Raw genomic sequence first — 24,018 nt, 5'->3', positions numbered from 1 at the left:
AGTTTTATTTATTCTCAATCTTAACTTTATGTCCTATCTTATTCTCAGTACCATTCATTAGTCTTTTGATGTTGGAACGATGCTTAATAAAGGCCAGTGTCATAAATATAATACCTACGATTAACATATGTATCTGACCCGGATATCTGATTAAAATCCATACAGGACATAATACAGCTACAAACAAGGAACCCACCGATACATATCTGGTGATAGCAACGATAGCAATAAAGATCGGTAAACCAATCGGAATGATTAATGGATCAAAGGCAGCTAACACTCCGCCGGTTGCCGCAATCCCCTTACCACCGATAAATTTCAACCAGAAGGGATAATTATGACCTAATACAACACCGAGTCCGGTGTACAATGCAAGCAATTGAACATAATCAACATTCGGAAAGAATACCAGCTTCACAATTACAATTGGGATTACTGCCTTTAACGCATCACCAACAAGAGTAATCGCTCCCGCTTTTGCACCTAAGGTACGAAGAGCGTTCGTTGTTCCCACATTCCCACTGCCATACTTTCTAATGTCAACCTTATTCATTTTTCCAACAACATACCCTGTCGAAAAACATCCAAATAAATATCCGAAAATCAAACATAGAATGATTTTAAGAAGCATTTATTCGTTCTCCTTTCGTTCTCTGATAATGAATTTTAATGATGTTCCTGAAAAACCAAATGCTTCACGAATTTTATTTTCAATATATCTTGTGTAGGAATAATGCATAAGTTCTTTATCATTAACAAAGATAACAAAGGTTGGTGGCTTCACTGAAACCTGTGTGATATAGTAAAGTTTTAAACGTTTTCCCTTATCTGACGGAGGTTGTTGAAGTGCAGTTGCTTCCATCATAATTTCATTCAATACACCGGTAGCAATACGAAGATTTTGGTTCTGAATTACCACTTCGATTGATTCAAACAAACGGTGGAGTCTTTGTCCAGTTTCTGCAGATATAAATAAAATCTCTGCGTATGGCATATAGGATAAGATCTGTCTGATATTACCCGTATATTCTTTAACGGTCTTATTATCTTTGTCAACTAAGTCCCACTTATTGACCGCGATGATAACACCTCTGCCTCGTTCATGAGCGATTCCGGCTATCTTTGCATCCTGCTCTGTAATTCCTTCTGCTGCATCAATAACCAGAACAACAACGTCGGCACGTTCTACCGCTGTTACTGTTCGAATAATGCTGAAGCGTTCCAACTCTTCTTTGATTTTGCTCTTTCTACGAAGTCCAGCAGTATCAATCAACACATAATCTTTACCGTTACGACGTATTGGTGTATCAATTGCATCTCTCGTAGTTCCAGCGATATCGGATACGATAACACGGTTTTCACCGACTAATTTATTAACAATGGAGGATTTTCCTACATTTGGTTTTCCTACGATTGCTATTCTTGGTCGTTCGTCCGTTGATTCTTCCGTCATTCCTCTTGTAAAATGACTTACTACTTCATCTAACATCTCGCCAAAGCCAAGCTTTCCGGATGCCGAGATAGGAAATGGTTCGCCAATGCCTAGATTATAAAACTCATAAACATCAGCCATAAATTTATCAAAATTATCAACTTTATTTACAACCAGTACTACCGGCTTTCCTGAACGGCGCAACATATCTGCCACCTTGGAATCGGCATCAACTAGTCCTTGTCTAACATCTGTCAAAAATACTATAACATCCGCAGTATCAATCGCGATCTGCGCCTGCTCTCTCATATAGGACAGCATCATATCCTTTGAGTCCGGTTCAATACCACCGGTATCTATCATCGTAAATTGTGTATTTAACCATGTAACATCAGCATAAATACGGTCTCTGGTAACGCCGGGATAATCTTTAACGATGGAAATACGATCTCCTGCTAAAGAATTAAACAACGTTGATTTACCCACATTCGGTCTGCCTACAATGGCCACTATCGGTCTGCTCATAATTACCTCCAACTAATCCTTCCCTTACTGGATAATACTATCAATAAAGGACTTTCCATCTGATTGTACAATACGTATATTGGTTTGTAAAGCATTTTCAATCTCTTGAACGGTTACATCATCCAATAAGACGGTCTCTCCATTACGAAGTAAAACCTCTGGGAGCAACAGTACTTCACCCAATTTCTTATCCTTAAGCTGTTCAATAATATCTCCCCCTGTTAGTAACCCAGCAACGGTTATTTGGGATCCGAAGAAATTATTTTCTATCGTATACGTATTGATTGTTATATTCGGGAATTTCTCTTTTACTTTCAAGGTCAAATTGGTTATAAACGGTGACGCTAATACCCCGGTAGCCAAAGAAAGCTCTCTTGCCCGGTTATCACCTTGAACCTCTTCAAACCTTTCATTAAATTCATTCTGCAACGAACGAACCATTCCTACTCCATTTTCAATCTGAGGATAACCCTCATAAGAATCTTCATCCGGGATTGGAAGCTCTGCCGTAATATACCACTCATCACTGGCGTAGATAAACCTTGTGCCATAATGTTCTAACAGTATGTTCTGCCATCTGTGGATCTGTTCCAAGACCACCCTGGAATCATCTTTCGTAAAGCCTTCCAACTCTGCCAAACCTTCACGGTACTTGGTGAGTCCGACAGGAACAACTGATACACTATCCATCTCCGGCATAAATGCAGCAAGATCATGAATTGATTTCTCTAACTCTTCGCCATCGTTCCAACCTTTACACAGAACGATTTGACCGTTCATCATAATACCTGCTTCCTTAAGCTTCTTAAGCTTTGCTAAAGCAGTACCCGCAAAACGGTTATTTAACATCTTGCAGCGAAGCTCCTCATTCATTGTGTGAATTGAGATATTAATCGGCGAAAGTTTATAGTAAATGATGCGGTCTATCTCCTCATCACTTAAGTTCGTAAGTGTGATATAATTCCCCTGCAAAAAGGAAAGTCTTGCATCGTCATCTTTAAAATACAAGGTATCTCTCATACCGGGAGGCATCTGATCGATAAAGCAGAAGATACATTTATTACGACAGGAACGGTACTCATCCATCAGGCCTTCTTCAAAGTCAATTCCCAAATCATCATCGTAATCCTTCTCGATCTCTAATTCCCATTCCTCACCGTCTTCCTTCTTAATTAAAACAGTCAGAAATTCATCTTTTATCAAGTAATGATAATCAAAAACATCCTTAATCTCTGTACCATTGATAGAAACCAGTTCATCCCCCGGTACTAATTCTAATTCTTCAGCGATGCTTCCTTGTTCAATTTCTTTAATAATGTGTGCTTTTTTCTTCATATAATACATCGTTTCTCTCTTTATAAAGTATAATACTATCTTAATTCTGATATTTAACGATAGCTTTTATTCACTGAGTGCTAAAAATGCAGCGAGACTACCCCTTTTTGTTCCGGTTTTACGATGGGAAAACATCCAATCACTATTACAACACGTACAAACGCCGCTGATATGAATATTCTCAGGGCTAATTCCCGCTTCTAAAAATACTTCTTCATTTGCTGCCCACAGATCACAGAGGTATTTTTCACCGCCCTTTTCTGTGAGAATTCCTTTCTCATAGGAGGATGGAAACGCCTTTTCAAATTCTTCTGCAACCTCTGCTCCGATTTCATAACAATCCTTACAGATAGAAGGACCAACTACCGCGATGATATCCTTAGGATCACTTCCATATTGTTTCGTCATCTCTTCTACTGTGATTTTACCGATCTTCATAACGGTACCACGCCAACCGGAATGTGTCAGTCCGATTGCCTTATTCTTAGTGTCCACAAAATACAGAGGAACACAGTCCGCATACTTGGTAACCAATGTAATTCCAGGTATATTCGTAATCAATCCATCGATCTCGGAATAATCCGCTGGAATCAAAAGACCCTTACCTAGATCCCGATTATCCACCACTCGAATATTGGTTTTGTGTACCTGCTTTGATATGACAAATGATTTTGGATCAACCCCGATGCTTTTCGCAATACGATTATAATTCTCTATAATGTTGGCTCTGTCATCCTGATAGGGGCTCGTGTCAACACCAAAGTTCATGCTGGAGAAAATCCCTTCACTTACGCCACCCAAACGTGTTGAGAAGCCATGTCGTATGTATGGTATTTGAGACAATACCGGAAATGAGATATGTGGAATCTCTGCCTCAAAATCAATCTGTGCAGAGCTACTGTTTTCAAACTTCATAGCGTCACACCTTTCTATCCATTTCTAATTTATATTCCGTCAAATGCATTTTTAATAATCGATATTTCTTTGTCCAGAATAACCACTGCATCAAATCTGCAGGGTGTATCCTGAGGTATCTTATGTTGGAGCATATAAAATTGTGCGGTTCGGGTAATTCTTCGGATTTTATTCAGGGTTATTGCCTCCGCCGGGAACCCTTTTGTTAAAGCGGAGCGATATTTCACCTCAACAAAGCAGAGATATTCCCCATCTCTTGCTATAAGGTCAATCTCCCCAATTTTACAGCGAAAATTCTTCTGAAGTATCTGATAGCCATTCTTCTTCAGATGGTTCGCAGCTTTTTCTTCAAATTGTGTTCCTACCGCCCGATTATTCATTCGTATTAACTACCAAGCCTTTCATTAAAGAGCAATTCAAATCAAAGGTTTCCCCTTCACTGTCAGTTATTCCTGTAATTTGCCTTTAATTCGATCCATCTTATCTACAAATACGAGAACTTCAGCCACTACATCATATAATTCGGGTGGTATCATATCGCCTATTTGTATTTTTGACAAAGTTCCAACTAGTTTCTCATCCTTATGCAGCGGTATCTCCGCTTCTTTCGCTCTCTCGATGATTTTGTCAGCCAAATACCCTTTTCCGGAAGCGATAACTTTCGGTGCCGCTTCCTTTGGATCATAGGTTATCGCAACCGCGGTACGATCACTTTTATTTTGTTTTTCTTCCATACATTATACCTCCTTGAAAGCAGGAATCTTAGTTATAACGAATACGGAATTTATATAAAGTTCTTCACAAAGCTCTTTCTGTGAATCGGGGTCAGTCCAAGTTTTTTAATCGCTTCAATATGCTTTGGCGAGCCGTAGCCTTTATTAGAAGCGAAATCATAGCCCGGAAAAATTCCATCATATGCAATCATCATACGATCCCTTGTAACCTTTGCCACGATACTTGCTGCAGCAATGCTGATACTTTTCGCATCGCCTTTAATAATCGGAACCTGCTTGATATCAACACCCGGAATCGTAACCGCATCGTTTAATAATATATCGGGCTTTATCTTCATATTACTTATAGCTTTTCTCATCGCTTCATAAGTTGCCTGTAATATATTCATCTCATCGATTTGTTCCGGCGGTACACTACCAATACCAAAAGCTACTGCCTTTGATATAATTTCATCGTAAAGCTCCTCACGCTTCTTCTCTGACAATTGTTTTGAATCGTTAATATATAAAATATTACAATCCTTTGGCAAAATTACAGCGCTAGCAATTACAGGACCTGCAAATGGTCCTCTACCCACCTCATCGATACCACAGATATACTGATAATCGCTATATTCTTTTTCATATTTTTTCATTGCCTCTGTTCGTTCCAGCTCGTTTTGCTTCGCCACAATTTTATTGCGATATTGGTTGCAAATGGTAATTACCCCGCTACGATCATCCGCTTCGTATTTATTTAATAACTCAGGAATTACTTCATCCTGTGCTTGCATAAATTCCAGCTTAACAAGTGCTATTTTCTTCGGAGCTGTGTCCTCGTTCCATTCTTCTTGCATGGATATTCTCCTCTTGTATCTTTATCATTTCACTCTGTTTATTGTTGTTCCTTATCATTGCTTGTAGAATTACTCTCTGTGAATTCACTCTCTTTTGAAAGATTCGGGAATTCTAAGGTTATGTTACCAAGCTTCGTACTTCTGAAATCATCCATCAAAAGGCCTGCCGCCCTATCAAAATCAGGCTCTCCGCCTTTAATTATACAACCACGCTTAATTGCAATTTTTTTAAGAATCTCAGAAGCCTCTCTTAAATCCTCTACACTGCCAGCATGTTCAATACCGTAACGGTTTAATAATACATCCGGATAATGCATCGCGAGAATTAAGATCAATTCCAAAGATAAATCTGTAGTATGAAGGATATTATCATTAATCGAACCGATTAAAGCTAGTCGTAGTCCTACGGATTGATCCTCAAATTTTGGCCAAAGAATACCAGGAGTATCCAAAAGCTCGGTATTCTTGTTTAATCGAATCCATTGCTTACCCTTTGTTACACCCGGCTTATTTCCGGTCTTTGCTGTTGCTTTACCTACAAAGCTATTGATAAATGTGGATTTCCCCACATTCGGAATACCCACAATCATCGCTCTTACAGGACGATTTAGAATGCCTCTTTTTCTGTCACGTTCAATCTTTGCAGCACACGCTTTATTTACAATATCCTGTACTTGTTTAACGCCATTTCCACTTCTGGAGTTAACCAGAGCTACAAAATAACCCTTGGATTCAAAATACTCCTTCCAAGCCAGATTAAAACGTTGGTCTGACATATCACATTTATTTAAAAGAATTACTCTAGATTTATTCTTCGCCAAAGAATCAATGTCCGGATTTTTACTTGATAATGGAATTCTTGCATCCACCAATTCAATCACGACATCAATCAATTTCATATCTTCCTGCATCATACGCTTTGCTTTCGCCATATGACCAGGATACCACTGAAAATTCATAAGTACCTCCATCTAAAACTTTATCTGATATGATCTATTTCAAATTAGATTTTAATCGAAAAACATAGTTCCTCATTCTAATTACGGGGTAGGCGTAGGGGTTGTTGTGACCTCAGGCTGATTCTTCTTTAAGTTCAGCTGGCTAATAAAATCAAAAGGCTTTAACCTTAAAAAGGCCTGTCCTACGATTTCCTTCCTACTAATTGTTCCTACACTAGCGAATCGACTATCTTCACTATTATTACGATTATCTCCCAAAACAAAATACTCATTCTCTTCCAATTTCATCTCTTCGGTTGCAAGACCATAATTTGTCATAGGTTCCGCATTAACCGGATCTTCGTATAGCTTACCATTAATATAGAATTTATCGTCCTTAATTTGTATGGTTTCACCTGGAAGGCCGATGATTCTCTTTACATTATAATAGCTGTGCTCCCTGCCTCGCTGCTTAAATACGATTACATCAAAGCGCTTCGGTTTCGTAAAACGATATGAAAATTTATTCACAATAATGGAATCTTCATTTTTTAATGTAGGCTCCATTGAGGCTCCGACTACATTTGTCTTCTCCAATGCATAAAAAACTATAAAATATGCTAAAAATATGACAGCCACGATTTCAGCTACCCATATTAATATTTTTATCAATAACTTCTTTCGTGCGGTTCTTTTCTCATCTTTATCAAAATCGTAAATCATCGTAGCCACAACCCCTTCCTTCAAGAATTATGATATCTGCTTAAATGCCGGTTATGTTATAAAAAAGGGACAATCACTGAAGTATTGTCCCTTAGTTGTATTTATCTGATTACCTCTTTAACCTTAGCTCTCTTACCAACTCTGCCACGTAAGTAGAAAAGTTTCGCTTTTCTTACTTTACCTCTTCTTGTAACTTCGATACGATCGATGCTAGGGCTGTGAAGTGGCCATGTTTTTTCAACACCAATACCATTGGATGTTTTTCTTACTGTGAAAGTTTCTCTGTTTCCACCGTTCTGTCTCTTGATAACGGTTCCTTCAAATACCTGTAATCTTTCACGGTTACCCTCTTTAACTTTAGCGTAAACCTGTACGGTATCACCTACGTTAAATGGTGTGATTTCTGCTTTGAGCTGCTCAGCTTCAATACTCTTAATAATATCGTTCATTTTTGTGACCTCCTAATATTTAGATGTTCTTGACACGCTTTGGTTTTTACCATGCATCAGAGGACCATCCCATCTCACAATTAACTACTTTATCATAAACTGTCACTTATTGCAAGTCCTTTTTGCCGGAATGTTTGGCGTTTATATCTTTCAATTTTAATATACGTCATAATTCTTCGAGAAGATGAGACGGGTTAAATATTCTCTTTCTTTCTCTGTTAAGTCCGCATTTTCTAACAGATCCGGTCTGCGTTCATAGGTTCTTAGGATGGATTGTTCCCTTCTCCATGCCTCGATATTTGCATGATGTCCAGTCAAAAGTACGTCAGGAACCTTTTTCCCCATAAAAGTCTCAGGCCTGGTATACTGCGGATATTCAAGCAAACTGTCCTGCAGGGATTCAAATTCAGCGGAGGTTTCATTATTTAATACGCCGGGAACCAAACGAGATATTGCATCAATCATAACCATCGCAGGCAATTCGCCTCCGGTCAAAACATAATCACCGATTGATATATTATCTGTCACAATCATCTCAAGTACTCTCTCATCGATTCCTTCATAATGTCCACATAGGAAGATCAGATCTTCCTCCTTTGCGAGCTCCTCTGCCATCGTCTGATTGAACACACTTCCCTGAGGTGTAACATAAATCACTCTTGGCTTTTTATAATTCTCTAAATTTGTTGTTTCCTTTGACATCTTGATGTGGTTTGCCAGATAACCATATGCTTTAAATACCGGCTCAGCTTGGATGACCATTCCCGCACCTCCACCGTATGGATAATCATCCACTCTATGATGCTTATCCGAGCTAAAATCTCTTATGTTAACCGGATTCACTGTTATGAGTCCTTTATCAATTGCTCTCCCGGTAATACTTGTACCAAGCCCTTGTTGAATCATCTCCGGAAAAAGCGTAAGTATATGATAATTCATTCCTATCTCCATTCCTGCCCTACCCAATCTTTTGAGCGTTATACACTAACAATACACACCTAATTTTGTTTTATATGTGCCAAAAATTACACAGGCACATACTTAGTGGTGTGAATTATGCTTCTAAAATTTCACACTAGCATCATTTCGTTAATACTTTACATATTTAAAACAGCACTATTATCTGAGTCCGTTAAGTAAGTGTACTAAAATCTTTTTATTTTCAACGTCAACATCAAGGATACATTCCTTAATGGAAGGGATCAGAATTTCCTTTCCTTCCGGTGTCTTCACAACATAAACATCATTTGCTCCGGTAGTCATAATTTCTGACAAGCTTCCTAACATCTCATCCTCATCTGTTACTACCTCAGAACCGATTAGATCGTATATGAAATACTCACCTTCCTCCAGTTCTACTGCATCCTCCCTGGACACAAGTAAGTCCTTCCCTTTGTATTTTTCAATATCATTGATATCATTAATTCCTTTAAACTTAAGTATTACCATTTGTTTAAAGAATTTTACACCTTCCACTTCAAGTTCAACTAACTCTTTCCCGGTATCAAGCATAACCTTTTTTAATTCTTTAAAACGATTTGTGTCATCCGTTGTAGGAAATACTTTAGCCTCACCTTTAATTCCATGGGTAGAGGAGATAACTCCAACTCTTAAATAATCATTCATGCGCTTCCATCCTTTGATCATTCATATTCTATCAATCATTATTCATAATCTTTCAATCTATATTATATCAATCTATATTAATATCTTTCGATATTTCTTTCATAGTAATTCATAAAAAGAAGCTGAACTATTATACCACAAAATCAGATCGAACAAAGCTTCTCTACTGAGACATCATATGCTTACGCACACGATGAGGAATAGCTGTTAAGAAAACCATGTTTCTAAATCAGCTACTCCTCATACCTTTGCTTCTATCACACATTTCATGGACATAACAGACAGCTCCCTTAATTCAGTACAGGAAAATGTAATTGAAATACCAACTATTGCAGTATCTCAACTACTACCTTTTTGTCATCCTTTGTTGCGGCTGCTTTTACTACGGTACGAATGGATTTTGCAATACGACCTTGTTTGCCAATTACTTTACCCATATCATCAGAAGCAACTTTTAATTCCACAACAATTGCTTTTTCGGTTTCTTTTTCCGTAACTACAACCTCATCGGGATGATCCACGAGTGATTTAGCGATTACTTCGACTAACTCCTTCATTTCTACTACCTCCATATAAACATATAGAAGTGGAAAAAGTCAAATTGACTCTTTCCTAGCGAATCATTATATGTTTCGCTATTCTCCCTTTGTTGTTAATTAAAGAATACCTGCATTCTTAAAAATCTTACCTACTGTATCGGTAGGCTGAGCACCATTTGATAACCACTTCTTAGCTGCTTCTTCGTTTACACTGAAAGCGCTAGGATTCTTAGTAGGATCATAAGTACCGATTTCCTCGATGAATCTACCATCTCTAGGTGTTCTGGAATCAGAAACAACAATTCTATAGAAAGGAGCTTTTTTCTGTCCCATTCTCTTTAATCTGATCTTTACTGCCATGTATTTCACCTCCTTTTAATAATCACAACATAAGTCCGTGCTGAGAATAAACTATGTTGATTTGCCATTCGATAATATTGAGCCATGCTCTCCAGTCCCAAGGACTAGTCCTATTAAATCGAATGTTATATCAAGCTAGGATAACCTATCCTGATATAAATTTATACTGTAAATGCAAACCTTAGGTTGCATAACAATTACTGATTAAAAACCAAATGGCATCTTAAACTTGTTGCCCTTGCCTTTTCCACCCATCATGCCGGAAAATTGCTTCATCATTTTTTTAGACTGTTCGTATTGCTTCATCAGTGCATTTACTTCACTGATATCCACACCGGCACCCGCAGCAATTCTCTTTTTACGAGAAGGGTTAATGATCTCCGGATGAGAACGTTCTTTTTTCGTCATGGAATAAATCATCGCTTCGGTGGAAGACATTGCATTTTCATCAATATCCACATCCTTAAGCTGCTTGCCCATACCCGGAATCATACCGAGGATGTCTGCAAGGCCACCCATCTTTTTCACTTGTTGCATCTGCTCTAGGAAATCGTTAAAGTCGAATTCCGCTTTACGCATCTTTCTCTCAAGTTCTTTCGCCTTATCTTCATCAAGTTGTGACTGCGCTTTATCAATTAATGTGAGGATGTCTCCCATTCCAAGAATACGGGATGCCATACGATCCGGATAGAATTGCTCCAAATCGGAAAGCTTCTCACCCATACCAACGAATAGTATCGGCCTTCCGGTAACCGCTCGAATGGAAAGAGCCGCACCACCTCTGGTATCACCATCTAATTTTGTTAAGATTACGCCATCAATTGTGAGCTTCTCATTGAACATCTCAGATACATTTACCGCATCCTGACCTGTCATTGCATCAACAACCAGGATGGTTTGATTCACTTTGATATTCTGCTTGATTTCCTGAAGCTCTTCCATCATCGCTTCATCAATATGAAGTCGACCAGCGGTATCTAAAATCACTACATTATAACTATTCTTCGCCGCATGCTCTAAAGCAGCTTTTGCAATATTCACCGGCTTATGCTTATCTCCCATGGAGAACACGGGAACTCCCTGCTTCTCACCGTTGATTTGCAACTGATCGATTGCAGCCGGACGGTAGATATCACAGGCAACAAGCAAAGGTTTTCTACCCTTTGATTTTAATTGACCGGCAAGTTTAGCGACAGTGGTTGTCTTACCTGCACCCTGTAGACCGCACATCATAAGTACGGTTATCTCATTTGATGGTCTTAAATCCAGTTCAACGGTACTTTCACCGAGCAACTTAACCATCTCTTCATTTACTATCTTAATTACCATCTGTCCCGGAGTTAAGCTGCTCATAACATCCTGACCAACTGCACGCTCCTGAACGGTATTTATAAAATTCTTAACTACTTTGAAGTTAACATCCGCTTCTAATAAAGCCATCTTAACTTCCTTTAATGCTGCTTTAACATCAGCTTCGGAAAGTCTGCCTTTTCCTCTTAAATTCTTAAATATATTCTGAAGTTTATCGGATAAATTCTCAAATGCTGCCATATTAATTACAACTCCTTTAAAATATCATCTGCCAATAAAGTAATGGTATTGATTTGTGTGATATCTCCGGTATTGGTTGTATCGGATACAATCATCTTAATTGTATTAAGCTTCTCTTTAATCGATTGAAACTTACGGACTAAGGATAATTTCTCTTCATATTGTTTCATCTCATTGGTACAGCGCTTCACGATATCATATACACCCTGTCTGCTGATACCCTGCTCTGCGGCAATCTCACTGAGGGACATATCATTCAATACGTAATCCTCAAATATCTGTCTTTTATGATCGCTTAATAAATCACCATAAAAATCATAAAGAATGGACTGCAATACAATCTCATCCAGCTTTTCTATCTGTGTTTCACTTTGCCCCATAAAAATCACCACCTGTAAAGCATTTTTCTTTACAGGCGTTAGTATATAACATTTTTAATTGGTTGTCAAGTAATTTTCTTGATAGGCTTATTGGATTAATTGGTACGGATCAGCACGCACATTTTCTTAAATTATATAGCCTGTACTGTAAACCAGCTACATTTTCCATTAAGTTATTGCCATTCAATTTTCTCTTGTTAATAAGCCTGCTATTATTAGTATAATTCCTATAAACGGGCTTAGGAATGATAATAATATCAAAAAATCAAAACTTCCGTCATTGCCACCACAACTGTATAACAAACCTGCCAAACCAACTGGAAATAAAATAAAGCCTATTCCTGCTAATATTCTTTTTATAGCTTTCATGCACTTATCTACCTTCATAATTAATTTTTAATATTATTTGCCCATTTGTAATTCTGACACTATAGAAACAAATATGATTTACTTTGTGCTACAATCAATAAATTTAATTAGCTAATTATACCTTAATCTTTTTAAATCACTTCTATCTAAACATTTATAGGGATTGTAGTACGCATTGATAATAGACTGAAATATGGTTTATGGACACTTTATGATGATTTTACGGGAGTGGCAAATAATTGTTCTGTATATCAACTACATGTTATACAGTGACTTACCTATATTTTCATTTTATTATTTCTATTGTCATGCAACAATATATTAATTAGCAACCTTTTCTTTCTTAAGCAGAAGCTCCTGGTGCTGATTTGCTAATGCATTTGAAAACTCCTCTAGGTCATCGATGTCTACATGAAAGGTGATTCCGTTATCATGTACAAATTTCGTAACATATTTTGAATTTAACCATAATTCGATTTCTACTTGATCTTTTCCACCATCATATACTTTAAATTCAAATAATGATCGATCACATATGTAATAAAAAGGTTCAAAACGCTCTTTTGAGAACGTTTCAGCGTTTCCCTCTTTCATAATATGAATAATATTATTTAATCCATTGGTGATTACATTTATTTCATCCGTATGAAAATACGTTTTATTTTCTTGAAATTCATACTTCTTATCTCTGACAAGCAAGCTAAAATAAAACGGTATGCTATTCTGTGTCTCTGTATCAGTCGTGTTAATATCAATTATTTCATCCCGGATCAAATCTAAATTCCAACAGATATCCCCTTCGCTATTGTTTAGAATCGGCATTTTTAACTCCTTTTTTATGAGACTTGATATCACATCACTCTAATATGTCGAGGTGAATCATAGATGGAATTATTATACATCATCTTTTTGATAAATACTATAATTTTATACAAATAAAATTGATAAATTCATTAAAAACTAGTAATTTTAAATTAGATGCTTCGTCAATAAGTCTTATAATCCGGAATAAAGGCTTATAATTTTATACTAATCGTTACGAACAAATATATATTTCTGTACGTTCTAGCAAGAATCCATTTCTAATATAGTCAAATTACTATCACTCTTGTATAAATGTAAAGAACCAAGACAACCATCTTGATTCTTAGATTTACCTTCGATATTCATGGAATAAAAAGTTGATGCGTAACCGACTGTGGTGTACGCATCAACTTTATTAATTGATTCAATTTATTGCTTTATTTGTGACTACATAATCTGTGACTACATTATTTGTGATTATATTATCATGATTAAATTATTTATGATTACATTATTTGTGATTACACTTCTTATCATCCGGTGGCTGTATTCCTTTTTGCGTTCCATTCATTAGGGTTGCGATACCGTTCTGGTATTGGAGAATAAATTCTCTTGCGTAACCTTTTCCACCTACGCCAGTACTAATGCCATTACCCGTACCATTTACTATACTATTAATACCAACCAGTGGACCGGTTGCATTAGCTATCTCAACGATACATGCATTTTTGACGGTCACACCCTTTTTATTCGGGACTTCTATTGCATTATCGAGGAATATGCTCGCTCCGTTGGTATTAATAAATACGTCATAGATTCCTAGACCAACTGCAAGATGAGTATTTACATTGTTTGATACTTTGTAAGCAGCATAGCCTTTTGTTTTTCCATTGTGGCTCATAAAATCTGCCTGGTTTTGAGGATCATATGGGGTCTCGTTCTGATAAAAATACATACGTCCGCCTTCACCATTCCATAATGTATTATACTCTTGAAAATGTTCATTAAACAGACCATATATGGTAACATCATCGCCATTTACTACCAGTCCGTTTCTTGCCTTGTTAAGATTCCATGCAACACCATCACCATGGTCCGCTCTCCATATCCAGAAATGATCTCCTATTACATCATTACTGTTTATTTCCAGTGCGATATCTGAGGAAGCAACTCCACCATGAACACCGCCTACCCTGAAGAACAGGTCTGCTAACAGTGTTGGATTCTTCGAATGATCTTTACAATCATTATTCTTACCAACCACTAAAAGGTGATCCGAATAAGTACCAGCATCAAAGATAATACCAGCTACCGTTACACCATCGACATTGTCAACAACCATCGCCGATTTTTTATTCGTTGGTATAATTGTTGCAAGTCCGATACCCAGAACTATGGTATTTGCTTTACGAACAACTATAGGCTCTTCCGCGTAATAGATGCCTGGTGTTAAGAGGATATTCTTACCTCTTCTAATCGCTTTATTAATCGTTCTTGCGTTATCTACTCCTGGCTTTGCTATATAAAACTTATCCAAACCCAAAGATTTTCCAGGTCCCATATTGCCTTCTGACCAGGTTGTACCTACCGCATTACGTCGTAAAGCCGGAACAAATACTTTATATTCACCCTTATCCATATATAAAAACGGCTTTTCACGGATTACCGGAGTCGATTCAATATTCGTGTAACTGCCACCTGTATTCCAATTGGTAGCAGGTGCACCCTTTACTCCCTGGAAGAAACCGTTCCAGTTTACTCCGTAAAACCCATTCTCTAATACGCTGTTTCTGGTATAGTACTGCTGCTGAGTATCAGAGCCAGCCGTCTTGTGGAATACGCTGTCGGCTGCAAATCCACCGCTTGCCCATCCCCACCACCAGTCAAACATTGATTTACGACCAACATCCATACGCCTTAATGGTGCTGCCTGAGATACGGCCCACTTGAAATTAAAATAAGGATCACTGTTATTGTCAGTATCGACAATACTAAGATTCTCAGCTGAACGCCAGAAATTACAGGTTGCATTGTTGTTTGGCAAATAAGCCGGAGTCTCTATATTCTTCAGTTTTGTTTCCGTTGGTGTTTTGCCAAGTCCTGCGATATGAGTGTAAAAGCCAACCTGCATCATGGCTGTGTCGGTATAATCACCTGGTTTAAAGAACATCGCAAAACGATCCGAACCAAACTGTGCATCTTTTTGTATCTCATAAATTCTGGCTACCTCACCATTAATAGCTGGGGTATTATCCGTTTCAGAGAAGAAAATCATATTATTACCAAACAGTTTTATTTCTAATGAGGTTGGGGCTGAAACTTCGCTTTTACCATATGCATTTACAGCGTAAATCTTATAGTAGTTTGCATACTTGTCTTTGTTCGGCTTTGAATCTTTAAATTGTGTCCCTTTTGTTGTACCAATCTTTGTGTAATCACCAAATCTACTAGGAGCTCTATATATTTCATAACTTGCTGCATCAGCATTTGCTTTCCAATTAAGCATCATGCCGCATCTATCTTGCTTAATATTTAATCCTACCGGTGTTTTTGGTCGATTTCCTCCCATTGAAGTCACCTGAAATTCTGTGCTTACCGAATATGGACTAGGACCATTCACTGTACGAATGGTATAATAATAGGTTTTATTGAACGCTAGACCTGTATCGGTAAACGTAGTCTTTGTTGTTTCATTCCCTACTTTTATAAAATTCCCTCCGCTACTGTCGGCACGCCATACTTCGTAACCTGTAAATAATGTGTTACCTACCGGTGTCCAACTAAGCGAAAGGCTATCTCCTTCAATATTTGTTGTTTTAATTTTTACTACTTTTTTCGGAGGTGTTGCAGTATGTATAATAAATTTTTCATTATCCGTAAGCGTTCCGTTAAAAGGAGTTATCATCTTGCCGTCTTGCACTGAGATATAGGCATTATTATTGTTATTTTTAAACGCTACCGTCCCATCTCCTTGTGGCACAATGGTAACAGATTCCCATCCACCCGGAGTTTGTCTGTTGATCTGGAACACTTTGCTTCCATCCGATTTCCACATGGTTTTTGGAGTGGTCGAAGATACTGCAAGCTTGGACTCAAAATTAATAACCGAAGCACCGTTAAACACACCATAATAAGTGGTAAACTTCGCTTTATCGGGTATCACCTCAGGCTTAGTAAGATTTACATCAATATCATCATTTACTTTACCATCAACTGTAACGAGTTTACCGGTTGCCTTGTGCTCAAAGGTAACTTCTGCATTTATTTCCGGTTCCGGCTCATATTTTGCCTTAACAATAATAAATTGTTCTGCCGAGGTAACAGGTGTGGTCGAACTAATCTGTGAAATCTGTGAGATCACTAACTTATTATCATCACTAACCGTTATAAATTTATGAAAATTATTATCCATTATTGCTACGATACCATTCCCAAGATCTGTTAGATTAAAGCTTTCCCATCCACTGACCTCAGTTTTTAATGCATTATTATTATCAATTATATTTACCCCATTAACTGGCTCCGATTTCAGCATCCGCCAGTCATTCGCTTTGGATGAAAAGCTTACATGCATGGAATCAGCCGGATCTTCTCTCATTAAAAACAGTGCATTATCAGGTAAATTATTTCCGATATTTCCGGTAATTTCTGTATCGGCAGTTACAGCTTCCGTATAGTTGCCAACATTTACGCGTACTGCTTTTCCGGTTTTAACGGATACAATATAAGTATAATCGTCATTTGCCTCATATGGTATCACTGCCTCTGTTGCGCCCTTTATTTCTGATTCTTTTGTTATTCCTGTTGTTAATAATTTATCCGGCGTCTTTTTTGTCACAGCTGCAAAAGTCGAATTCGGAATTGTATTCATAATCAAACACAAAATCATCATCATTGGTATACATTTTTTGATTGTCTTAAACATAAATTCTCCTTTCCCTATTAGGCATAGTGTTTTAAAGCATTTACAATTTGTTAATTTTATCCATTTAACAGAATCATACTATCATTCTGTTGCATATAAAAACACTTACTATTTTCGAAAACCCCCTACTATTTTCGAACGATTTATTATCAACGCAAGATTGTCAATATTTTGCTTTGAAGTTGAAAGAACATAGTTTTTATCCATCATTGCTTGTGTGCCTGAATAATATTCAAGAAAATATCAGATACCTTTCACATCAAAATAGCTCTAATTGCAGTAATAGAGCGGGTTTCAGAGAAACCCACTCCAACACTTGTAATGAGCCGAAAAAAGCCGGTTCTGATTAAATTTAATCAAGAACCGACTTTCTTTCTTTGGGATATAATACACCATTTTAATATTATCTTTATAATATATATTCTATTTCACTACTTCAGATTAGAATTTGTTAAGTGCTAAATATTACACCGGATATGCATGGTTTGCTTTATCAGCTACCGTTACATCCACCCCGGTTTTCTGAGCCTTGCGGTACTTGAAGAAATCCATTGCTACCTGTGGGAATAATGCATAGGATAACACATCCTCATCCTGTTCTTTCCAATCAGCAATTTCCGCTTCAATCTTATGAAGCTCCGGCTCGATCAAGTCGGCTGGTCGGCAAGTGATTGGGGTCTTATCTCCGATTACTTTCTTTTGAACCTCAGGATCAAAAGGCTTTACGGTTTGACCATATTCTCCGGCAAGAATTGCTTTGGTTTCTTTCGTCACCATCTTGTAGCGCTCTCCTGCAAGTACATTTAAAACTGCCTGTGTACCTACAATCTGGCTAGATGGTGTAACCAGCGGTGGCTCACCGAAGTCTTTACGAACTCTAGGAACTTCTTTTAAAACCTCATAATATTTATCTTCTTGTTTTGCTTCCTTAAGCTGGGATACCAAATTGGATAACATACCGCCCGGAACCTGATATAAAAGTGTCTTTATATCAACACCCATAACCTTCGGATTTAATAAGCCGGAGGATAGTGCCTTGTCACGGATTGGTCTGAAATAATCTGCAATTTCCGCCAATACATTCTGATCATAACCAGTATCATAAGGAGTACCTTTAAAGGTTTCAACCATAACCTCCGTAGCAGGCTGGCTTGTTCCCATTGCAAACGGTGACATTGCTGTATCAATGATATCACAGCCTGCTTCCACCGCTTTCAAATAAGTCATACCACCAACACCACTGGTATAATGTGTATGCAGGTCAATCGGAATGCTTACTGCTGATTTTAATGCCGTGATAAGATTGGTTGCCTCATATGGCACCAATAAACCGGCCATATCCTTAATACAGATTGAGGAAGCTCCAAGTTCTTCAATTTTCTTTGCCATATTCATATAATACTCCGGTGTATATGCATCACCCAAAGTATAGGAAATCGCTATCTGTGCATGACCATTCTCTTTATTGGTTGCCTTTACTGCACATTCCAGATTACGGATATCATTTAATGCATCAAAGATACGAATGATATCAATACCGTTCGCAATTGATTTTTGAACAAAATATTCAACTACATCATCCGCATAATGGCGATATCCCAAGATATTCTGGCCACGGAACAGCATCTGTAGCTTTGTATTCGTAAATCCTTTTCTTATCTTTCTAAGTCTTTCCCACGGATCTTCTTTCAGAAAACGTAGGGATGCATCAAAGGTCGCACCGCCCCAGCATTCTACTGCATGATAACCTACTTTATCCATAGTCTCAAGAATTGGAAGCATTTCTTCCGTTGTCATTCTTGTTGCAATTAAGGATTGGTGAGCGTCACGCAATATGGTTTCTGTTATTTTAACCGGTCTTTTTGCTTGTTCAGCCATTACTCTACCTCCTATTAATCTAAATATAATTTCTATTAATTAGTTTAAGGTAGCCAATAACGCTGCGGCTTCCACTGATTTTCCTGCACTAACATCAATTGTTGCAATCACACCATCCTGTGGAGATACTATCTCATTCTCCATCTTCATTGCCTCCAGAATTAGGATTACCTCTCCTTTTTTCACTGCCTGACCTGCAACAACTTTCACAGCAATAATCTTACCGGGCATAGGTGCATTCACTTTAACACTTCCTGCGGAACCGGTTGGCGCTGGTGCCACAGGAGCCGCTGGTGTAGGTGCTACAGGTGCCGGCGCTGCTGCTGCGGGTGCAGGAGCAGGTGCTGCCACAGGTGCAGGTGCATATACCGGAGCAGGTGCGGGCTGTGCTATTCCTTCTTGAACAGATACATTATAAGTATTTCCATTAACGGTTATTGTATAATATTTCATATTGAAATCCTCCTTGTTCATTTACACCAAAAGGTGTCATGCTAAATATATTATTATTTCATTTCTTATCTTGCCTTACGGATGGATCGAACTACAAATCCACCTGCCGGAACTTCGTCACCCATTGAAGCTTGGATAGCCGCTGTAATAACAGCTACTAATTCACAATCATCAACCAGTTCTTCCTTCTCATTGTTAACGATTTGTGTAATTACATTATCCACTGAGTTAGGATAATTATTTGAATTAACCGGAGAACTTTTCACCAAATGTGACCGAATACTAATCAAATAAGCCAATACAATCAGTAGTAATACTACCATTCCGATAACAAGTCCGAATAATGTATTGATATTAATATATTTGTTTATGGAATCACTTGAGAGAAGCATTGTCCGGTTGATTATTCCTTGTTGAACTATTCCCATAATCTCACCTCATTCTATATGGTGCCATGCTTTTTCGCAGGGCGAGTTTCTCTCTTCGTGAAGAGCATTTCAAATGAATAAATTGCATGTTTACGAACCGTATTCGGTTCAATAATACTATCCACATATCCTCTTTTTGCAGCGGATTCTGCACTTGCCTGGAGTGCTGCATATTCTACAGCTTTCTCCTTAAGGTCGATTCCAGCTTCGCCTTCATATATAATATTAGCTGCAAGCTCAGCTTCCATCATCCCAATCTGTGCACTTGGTAATGCAAATACCATATCAGCGCCGATATGTTTTGAATTCATAGTGATATAAGCCGAACCATATGCCTTACCTACGATAAAATTTACTTTTGGCACGGTTGCGTTCGCAAATGCATAAGTAAGCTTTGCAGAAGCAATCGCAATGGACTTTTCCTCTTCTAAAGTAGCTTTAAATCCACATACATTTGTTAATGTAAGTACAGGAATATTAAATGCATCACAGAAATTAACGAAATCCTCTGCTTTATAGCAACCCGCTGTTGTTAATGTTCCATCAAAAGACTCAGCAACATTACCGTTCTCATCAATCACTTCCGTTCGGTTTGCAACCGCACCGACCGTAGCTCCATTCAAACGAATAAATCCGGTTACCATCTCTTTTGCATATTCTTCTTTTACTTCAAAGAAATATTGATCGTCCGAAATCGCTGCTAATGCTAGCTTCCCATCCTTAATGTTACCTTCAAATTCTGGCACAAGACGATTTAAATCATCGGTGCATTCATCATAGGAATCATTATCTTCATTACTAGAAGGTAGAATAGCTACAAGCTCACGTACCATTTGAAGGACTTCATCCTCTGACTCTCCAACATAATCCACCACTCCGGATTTTGCTTGATAAGAAGCTTTTGCTGTATCTAGCTTGTCCTTATAATTTCCAGCTAAAGTATTCGGAGAATTCACGAATAACCTTGCCTGATTTACCTCCATAAAAGAAAAATCACTTAAAGATGCCATAACAGCCAAACCACCACCGCAATTACCAAAGATTGCTGTGATCTGTGGGATTATACCGGAAGCCAATGTCTGCTTCGAATAAATCTCACCAAAACTGTTAAGTGAGTCCGTCGCCTCCTGTAATCTAAGACCGGTCGAATCAATCAATCCAATCACAGGTGCTCCTACCTTAAGTGCTAAATCATAAATATGTGCTATTTTTCTAGCATGCATTTCACCAACAGATCCGCCTAAAGAAGTCGAATCCTGACTATATACATAAACCAGATTTCCTTCAATCACACCATATCCGGTAATAACACCATCTGCAGGTGCTTCCTTCTGCTGTAGATTAAAGTCCGTACTTCTTTTTGTGACGAAAGCGCCGACTTCGACAAAACTGTTGTCGTCAAGTAAAGACGATATTCTTTCTCTTGCTGACAGCTGTGCTGTAGTGCTCATTTTCAGCCCTCCATTTTCTTTATCTTTAATAGCATCGGAAGAAACATGCTTCATGAGTTTCTCCAATCATAACCGGAGTCTTTCATTGCAAATGTGCGTTTTATGCCTATATTAACGCTCAATTCAATATTCTGCCATTTATAATTTTATATTATCTGCTTTAAAAAGGCAAGGATAAGTTACTCAATCTAGGATGATTTTGACATTTTTATAACAATGTTTTTAGTCCTTCATCCATCTGCAACATGGAATATTCATACAGATTTGGTGTGCGTAAAAACCCGAACTATAAATATACAGCCTTTTTGATTTTATCAAGTTCAAATCCTTTTCGGTAAAGTGATGCTATTATCTTCTGTTTTTCCTGCATCGTAAGCTGATCCTTGTTTTTCGTCTTCTTTGAGACTGCCTTTAAAATCGCTTGCATTTCGATGTCTTCTCCCTCATCAAGCTGCTCATATTCTGCTTGCATGATTTGATCAACCAACTCCTTGTTCGCACCCTTTTGAAGCAACAAGGTCTTTATGACCTTCCTACTTTTTACCCTCATTCTATCTCTGATAAACGCTCCAATATAGCGTTCATCACTCAAATATCCATATTCCTTTACATAAGATATCGTTCGTTCAATTACTTCCGTTGGATATCCGGTATCGGAAAGCTTTCCCCTTAATTCATGTTCCGTCCGATCCTTGAATTTCAAAACAGCCAGCGCCTTTTGCTTTGCTCGTCTAAATACAGTATCTTCAATTATTTTATCATAAACGAAATCTAAAATCTCACACCCTTCTTGTATCTCATAATATTCAATATCCTTACGATATAAAAGAAAGGCATATTTGTAATCGATATAAACCTTGAACTTAGACTTCTCTAGTTCCTCCAATTGAGTAACAACCATATCCTTAACCTCCGATTATGCTTTACCTACAAATAAAGGCTGTCCGATCGGAGCTGACAAACGGGCTACATTGTTATCCCATCGTCCTGCCACTCCTTACGGACAGCCAGTCTTTTTTAAAAATTTATTCTAGTACTTCCGTTATCTCTTTGGCCGGAACAAGAGCGAATTTCTCTCTTACCTTTGCTTCAATCTCAGCAAATATTACCGGATTATCGCCAAGGTATTGTTTTGCATTCTCTCTACCCTGTCCAATCTTAGCATCGTTATATGCATACCAAGCGCCGCTCTTCACTACGATTCCTGAATCAGCTGCTAAATCAAGAACATCTCCTTCTCTTGAGATACCCCTACCAAACATGATATCAAATTCTGCTTCTCTAAAAGGAGGAGCGATCTTATTCTTAACTACCTTTACTCTGGTACGGTTACCTACAACTTCTCCACCCTGTTTTAATGCTTCAATTCTTCTAACATCCAAACGAATGGAGGAATAGAACTTTAATGCACGTCCACCGGTAGTTGTCTCCGGATTACCAAACATAACACCGACTTTTTCACGCAGCTGGTTGATAAATACTACGATACAGTTTGACTTACTGATAACAGCAGTCAGCTTACGAAGTGCCTGTGACATCAATCTTGCTTGCAGACCAACATGGGAATCACCCATCTCTCCATCGATTTCAGCCTTCGGTACTAAAGCTGCAACAGAATCGACGATAATAATATCAACTGCACCGGAACGTACCATCGTCTCAGTAATCTCTAGGGCCTGCTCGCCGTTATCAGGCTGTGAAATATATAAATTGTCTATATCCACACCTATTTTCTTAGCATAGGCAGGATCAAGTGCATGCTCTGCATCGATGAAGCCTGCGATGCCGCCTATCTTCTGTACTTCGGCTACCATATGTAATGCCACGGTTGTCTTACCACTGGATTCCGGTCCATAGATTTCAACGATTCTTCCCTTCGGAACACCGCCTAAGCCTAAAGCCACATCCAAGCTGATCGATCCCGTTGGAATTGTCTCAATATTCATATTCGCGCTCGTATCGCCAAGCTTCATGACGGAACCTTTACCATATTGTTTCTCAATCTGCGCAAGTGCAGATTCTAATGCTCTGACTTTATCATCCTTTGCCATATCTAATCTCCCTTTTAATGAAGTTTCGCTTCTAAAATACGAACTAATGTTCTTATAGCTATATTAACTTATTTTAGAAACGTTGTCAATACAAAAACTCAATAAAACAAACTCATTCTTTCGCGTTCCTTACCCTTATCCTACCGTGCTATCAAGACATACTATGTCCGATTCAATAAATATTAAATACAATATCAAAAAACCATTAAATAAAATACCAAATATAATATTAAATAAACATAGAGTATGGAATATGGTTAGAAAATAATGAAAAACAGATTTTCATAAAGGGAAGAAACACGTTTTATAAAATTAG

General features: G+C 37.9%; 25 protein-coding genes. All 25 read right to left on the bottom strand.

The features are described from left to right. Positions 1-4 precede the first annotated feature (4 nt). A complete protein-coding gene (gene plsY / locus AC6IWN_RS06415) occupies positions 5-631 on the bottom strand; it encodes a glycerol-3-phosphate 1-O-acyltransferase PlsY (protein ID WP_497991539.1) in 627 nt (208 codons plus the stop codon). Then, the gene (der, locus tag AC6IWN_RS06410; RefSeq protein ID WP_497991538.1) at positions 632-1,957 is read right to left on the bottom strand and encodes a ribosome biogenesis GTPase Der; all 1,326 of its coding nucleotides are present in this window, start codon (positions 1,955-1,957) and stop codon (positions 632-634) included. A 24-nt stretch (positions 1,958-1,981) separates the two neighbouring features. Further along, entirely contained in the window at positions 1,982-3,292 is a 1,311-nt protein-coding gene (locus AC6IWN_RS06405) for a DUF512 domain-containing protein (RefSeq protein ID WP_497991537.1), read from the bottom strand. Positions 3,293-3,358: 66 nt separating this feature from the next. Further along, complete coding sequence (gene pgeF / locus AC6IWN_RS06400; protein ID WP_497991536.1) at positions 3,359-4,207, bottom strand: peptidoglycan editing factor PgeF; 849 nt, start codon at positions 4,205-4,207, stop codon at positions 3,359-3,361. Between the two features lie 29 nt (positions 4,208-4,236). Continuing rightward, positions 4,237-4,587, bottom strand: a complete 351-nt coding sequence (locus AC6IWN_RS06395) for a YraN family protein (protein WP_497991535.1) — start codon at positions 4,585-4,587, stop codon at positions 4,237-4,239. A gap of 66 nt (positions 4,588-4,653) precedes the next feature. Further along, complete coding sequence (locus AC6IWN_RS06390) at positions 4,654-4,941, bottom strand: EscU/YscU/HrcU family type III secretion system export apparatus switch protein (protein WP_497991534.1); 288 nt, start codon at positions 4,939-4,941, stop codon at positions 4,654-4,656. Between the two features lie 50 nt (positions 4,942-4,991). Continuing rightward, positions 4,992-5,777: a ribonuclease HII gene (gene rnhB, locus AC6IWN_RS06385; protein WP_497991533.1), complete on the bottom strand. Its 786-nt coding sequence runs from the start codon at positions 5,775-5,777 to the stop codon at positions 4,992-4,994. Positions 5,778-5,815: 38 nt separating this feature from the next. After that, the gene (gene ylqF, locus AC6IWN_RS06380; protein WP_497991532.1) at positions 5,816-6,736 is read right to left on the bottom strand and encodes a ribosome biogenesis GTPase YlqF; all 921 of its coding nucleotides are present in this window, start codon (positions 6,734-6,736) and stop codon (positions 5,816-5,818) included. 81 nt (positions 6,737-6,817) lie between these two features. Then, positions 6,818-7,438, bottom strand: coding sequence for a signal peptidase I (lepB, locus tag AC6IWN_RS06375; RefSeq protein WP_497992181.1), 621 nt, complete (start codon positions 7,436-7,438; stop codon positions 6,818-6,820). 101 nt (positions 7,439-7,539) lie between these two features. After that, positions 7,540-7,887: a 50S ribosomal protein L19 gene (gene rplS / locus AC6IWN_RS06370; RefSeq protein WP_497991531.1), complete on the bottom strand. Its 348-nt coding sequence runs from the start codon at positions 7,885-7,887 to the stop codon at positions 7,540-7,542. Positions 7,888-8,043: 156 nt separating this feature from the next. Then, positions 8,044-8,826 carry a tRNA (guanosine(37)-N1)-methyltransferase TrmD gene (gene trmD, locus AC6IWN_RS06365; RefSeq protein ID WP_497991530.1) on the bottom strand — a complete coding sequence of 261 codons (783 nt, stop codon included), beginning with the start codon at positions 8,824-8,826 and terminating at the stop codon, positions 8,044-8,046. Between the two features lie 180 nt (positions 8,827-9,006). Next, positions 9,007-9,513: a ribosome maturation factor RimM gene (rimM, locus tag AC6IWN_RS06360; protein WP_497991529.1), complete on the bottom strand. Its 507-nt coding sequence runs from the start codon at positions 9,511-9,513 to the stop codon at positions 9,007-9,009. Between the two features lie 326 nt (positions 9,514-9,839). Continuing rightward, entirely contained in the window at positions 9,840-10,070 is a 231-nt protein-coding gene (locus AC6IWN_RS06355; protein ID WP_497991528.1) for a KH domain-containing protein, read from the bottom strand. A 99-nt stretch (positions 10,071-10,169) separates the two neighbouring features. Next, entirely contained in the window at positions 10,170-10,412 is a 243-nt protein-coding gene (rpsP, locus tag AC6IWN_RS06350) for a 30S ribosomal protein S16 (protein WP_497991527.1), read from the bottom strand. Between the two features lie 204 nt (positions 10,413-10,616). After that, complete coding sequence (gene ffh, locus AC6IWN_RS06345) at positions 10,617-11,963, bottom strand: signal recognition particle protein (protein ID WP_497991526.1); 1,347 nt, start codon at positions 11,961-11,963, stop codon at positions 10,617-10,619. A gap of 5 nt (positions 11,964-11,968) precedes the next feature. Beyond that, complete coding sequence (ylxM, locus tag AC6IWN_RS06340; RefSeq protein WP_497991525.1) at positions 11,969-12,343, bottom strand: YlxM family DNA-binding protein; 375 nt, start codon at positions 12,341-12,343, stop codon at positions 11,969-11,971. A gap of 183 nt (positions 12,344-12,526) precedes the next feature. Then, entirely contained in the window at positions 12,527-12,712 is a 186-nt protein-coding gene (locus AC6IWN_RS06335) for a hypothetical protein (RefSeq protein ID WP_497991524.1), read from the bottom strand. Between the two features lie 321 nt (positions 12,713-13,033). After that, positions 13,034-13,534, bottom strand: coding sequence for a hypothetical protein (locus tag AC6IWN_RS06330; RefSeq protein ID WP_497991523.1), 501 nt, complete (start codon positions 13,532-13,534; stop codon positions 13,034-13,036). Positions 13,535-14,027: 493 nt separating this feature from the next. Next, on the bottom strand, positions 14,028-17,441 hold the full coding sequence (locus AC6IWN_RS06325; RefSeq protein WP_497991522.1) for a pectate lyase-like domain-containing protein: 3,414 nt from the start codon (positions 17,439-17,441) through the stop codon (positions 14,028-14,030). Between the two features lie 465 nt (positions 17,442-17,906). Continuing rightward, positions 17,907-19,319, bottom strand: a complete 1,413-nt coding sequence (locus tag AC6IWN_RS06320) for an oxaloacetate decarboxylase subunit alpha (protein ID WP_497991521.1) — start codon at positions 19,317-19,319, stop codon at positions 17,907-17,909. Positions 19,320-19,358: 39 nt separating this feature from the next. Further along, entirely contained in the window at positions 19,359-19,772 is a 414-nt protein-coding gene (locus AC6IWN_RS06315) for a biotin/lipoyl-containing protein (protein WP_497991520.1), read from the bottom strand. A gap of 65 nt (positions 19,773-19,837) precedes the next feature. Beyond that, positions 19,838-20,200, bottom strand: coding sequence for an OadG family protein (locus tag AC6IWN_RS06310; protein ID WP_497991519.1), 363 nt, complete (start codon positions 20,198-20,200; stop codon positions 19,838-19,840). Positions 20,201-20,214: 14 nt separating this feature from the next. Next, entirely contained in the window at positions 20,215-21,651 is a 1,437-nt protein-coding gene (locus AC6IWN_RS06305; RefSeq protein ID WP_497992180.1) for an acyl-CoA carboxylase subunit beta, read from the bottom strand. Positions 21,652-21,937: 286 nt separating this feature from the next. After that, the gene (locus AC6IWN_RS06300) at positions 21,938-22,552 is read right to left on the bottom strand and encodes a regulatory protein RecX (protein ID WP_497991518.1); all 615 of its coding nucleotides are present in this window, start codon (positions 22,550-22,552) and stop codon (positions 21,938-21,940) included. Positions 22,553-22,676: 124 nt separating this feature from the next. Further along, positions 22,677-23,702 carry a recombinase RecA gene (gene recA, locus AC6IWN_RS06295; RefSeq protein WP_497991517.1) on the bottom strand — a complete coding sequence of 342 codons (1,026 nt, stop codon included), beginning with the start codon at positions 23,700-23,702 and terminating at the stop codon, positions 22,677-22,679. Positions 23,703-24,018 lie beyond the last annotated feature (316 nt).

The organism is Variimorphobacter sp. HTMS_6, from assembly GCF_059717775.1.
This window is presented reverse-complemented; position numbering and strand designations above follow the sequence as displayed.

Excerpts from the sequence above, each read along its gene's own strand:
- plsY (WP_497991539.1), bottom strand. The coding sequence starts at position 631 with ATGCTTCTTAAAATCATTCTATGTTTGATTTTCGGATATTTATTTGGA.
- der (WP_497991538.1), bottom strand. The coding sequence starts at position 1,957 with ATGAGCAGACCGATAGTGGCCATTGTAGGCAGACCGAATGTGGGTAAA.
- AC6IWN_RS06405 (WP_497991537.1), bottom strand. The coding sequence starts at position 3,292 with ATGAAGAAAAAAGCACACATTATTAAAGAAATTGAACAAGGAAGCATC.
- pgeF (WP_497991536.1), bottom strand. The coding sequence starts at position 4,207 with ATGAAGTTTGAAAACAGTAGCTCTGCACAGATTGATTTTGAGGCAGAG.
- AC6IWN_RS06395 (WP_497991535.1), bottom strand. The coding sequence starts at position 4,587 with ATGAATAATCGGGCGGTAGGAACACAATTTGAAGAAAAAGCTGCGAAC.
- AC6IWN_RS06390 (WP_497991534.1), bottom strand. The coding sequence starts at position 4,941 with ATGGAAGAAAAACAAAATAAAAGTGATCGTACCGCGGTTGCGATAACC.
- rnhB (WP_497991533.1), bottom strand. The coding sequence starts at position 5,777 with ATGCAAGAAGAATGGAACGAGGACACAGCTCCGAAGAAAATAGCACTT.
- ylqF (WP_497991532.1), bottom strand. The coding sequence starts at position 6,736 with ATGAATTTTCAGTGGTATCCTGGTCATATGGCGAAAGCAAAGCGTATG.
- lepB (WP_497992181.1), bottom strand. The coding sequence starts at position 7,438 with ATGATTTACGATTTTGATAAAGATGAGAAAAGAACCGCACGAAAGAAG.
- rplS (WP_497991531.1), bottom strand. The coding sequence starts at position 7,887 with ATGAACGATATTATTAAGAGTATTGAAGCTGAGCAGCTCAAAGCAGAA.
- trmD (WP_497991530.1), bottom strand. The coding sequence starts at position 8,826 with ATGAATTATCATATACTTACGCTTTTTCCGGAGATGATTCAACAAGGG.
- rimM (WP_497991529.1), bottom strand. The coding sequence starts at position 9,513 with ATGAATGATTATTTAAGAGTTGGAGTTATCTCCTCTACCCATGGAATT.
- AC6IWN_RS06355 (WP_497991528.1), bottom strand. The coding sequence starts at position 10,070 with ATGAAGGAGTTAGTCGAAGTAATCGCTAAATCACTCGTGGATCATCCC.
- rpsP (WP_497991527.1), bottom strand. The coding sequence starts at position 10,412 with ATGGCAGTAAAGATCAGATTAAAGAGAATGGGACAGAAAAAAGCTCCT.
- ffh (WP_497991526.1), bottom strand. The coding sequence starts at position 11,963 with ATGGCAGCATTTGAGAATTTATCCGATAAACTTCAGAATATATTTAAG.
- ylxM (WP_497991525.1), bottom strand. The coding sequence starts at position 12,343 with ATGGGGCAAAGTGAAACACAGATAGAAAAGCTGGATGAGATTGTATTG.
- AC6IWN_RS06335 (WP_497991524.1), bottom strand. The coding sequence starts at position 12,712 with ATGAAAGCTATAAAAAGAATATTAGCAGGAATAGGCTTTATTTTATTT.
- AC6IWN_RS06330 (WP_497991523.1), bottom strand. The coding sequence starts at position 13,534 with ATGCCGATTCTAAACAATAGCGAAGGGGATATCTGTTGGAATTTAGAT.
- AC6IWN_RS06325 (WP_497991522.1), bottom strand. The coding sequence starts at position 17,441 with ATGTTTAAGACAATCAAAAAATGTATACCAATGATGATGATTTTGTGT.
- AC6IWN_RS06320 (WP_497991521.1), bottom strand. The coding sequence starts at position 19,319 with ATGGCTGAACAAGCAAAAAGACCGGTTAAAATAACAGAAACCATATTG.
- AC6IWN_RS06315 (WP_497991520.1), bottom strand. The coding sequence starts at position 19,772 with ATGAAATATTATACAATAACCGTTAATGGAAATACTTATAATGTATCT.
- AC6IWN_RS06310 (WP_497991519.1), bottom strand. The coding sequence starts at position 20,200 with ATGGGAATAGTTCAACAAGGAATAATCAACCGGACAATGCTTCTCTCA.
- AC6IWN_RS06305 (WP_497992180.1), bottom strand. The coding sequence starts at position 21,651 with ATGAGCACTACAGCACAGCTGTCAGCAAGAGAAAGAATATCGTCTTTA.
- AC6IWN_RS06300 (WP_497991518.1), bottom strand. The coding sequence starts at position 22,552 with ATGGTTGTTACTCAATTGGAGGAACTAGAGAAGTCTAAGTTCAAGGTT.
- recA (WP_497991517.1), bottom strand. The coding sequence starts at position 23,702 with ATGGCAAAGGATGATAAAGTCAGAGCATTAGAATCTGCACTTGCGCAG.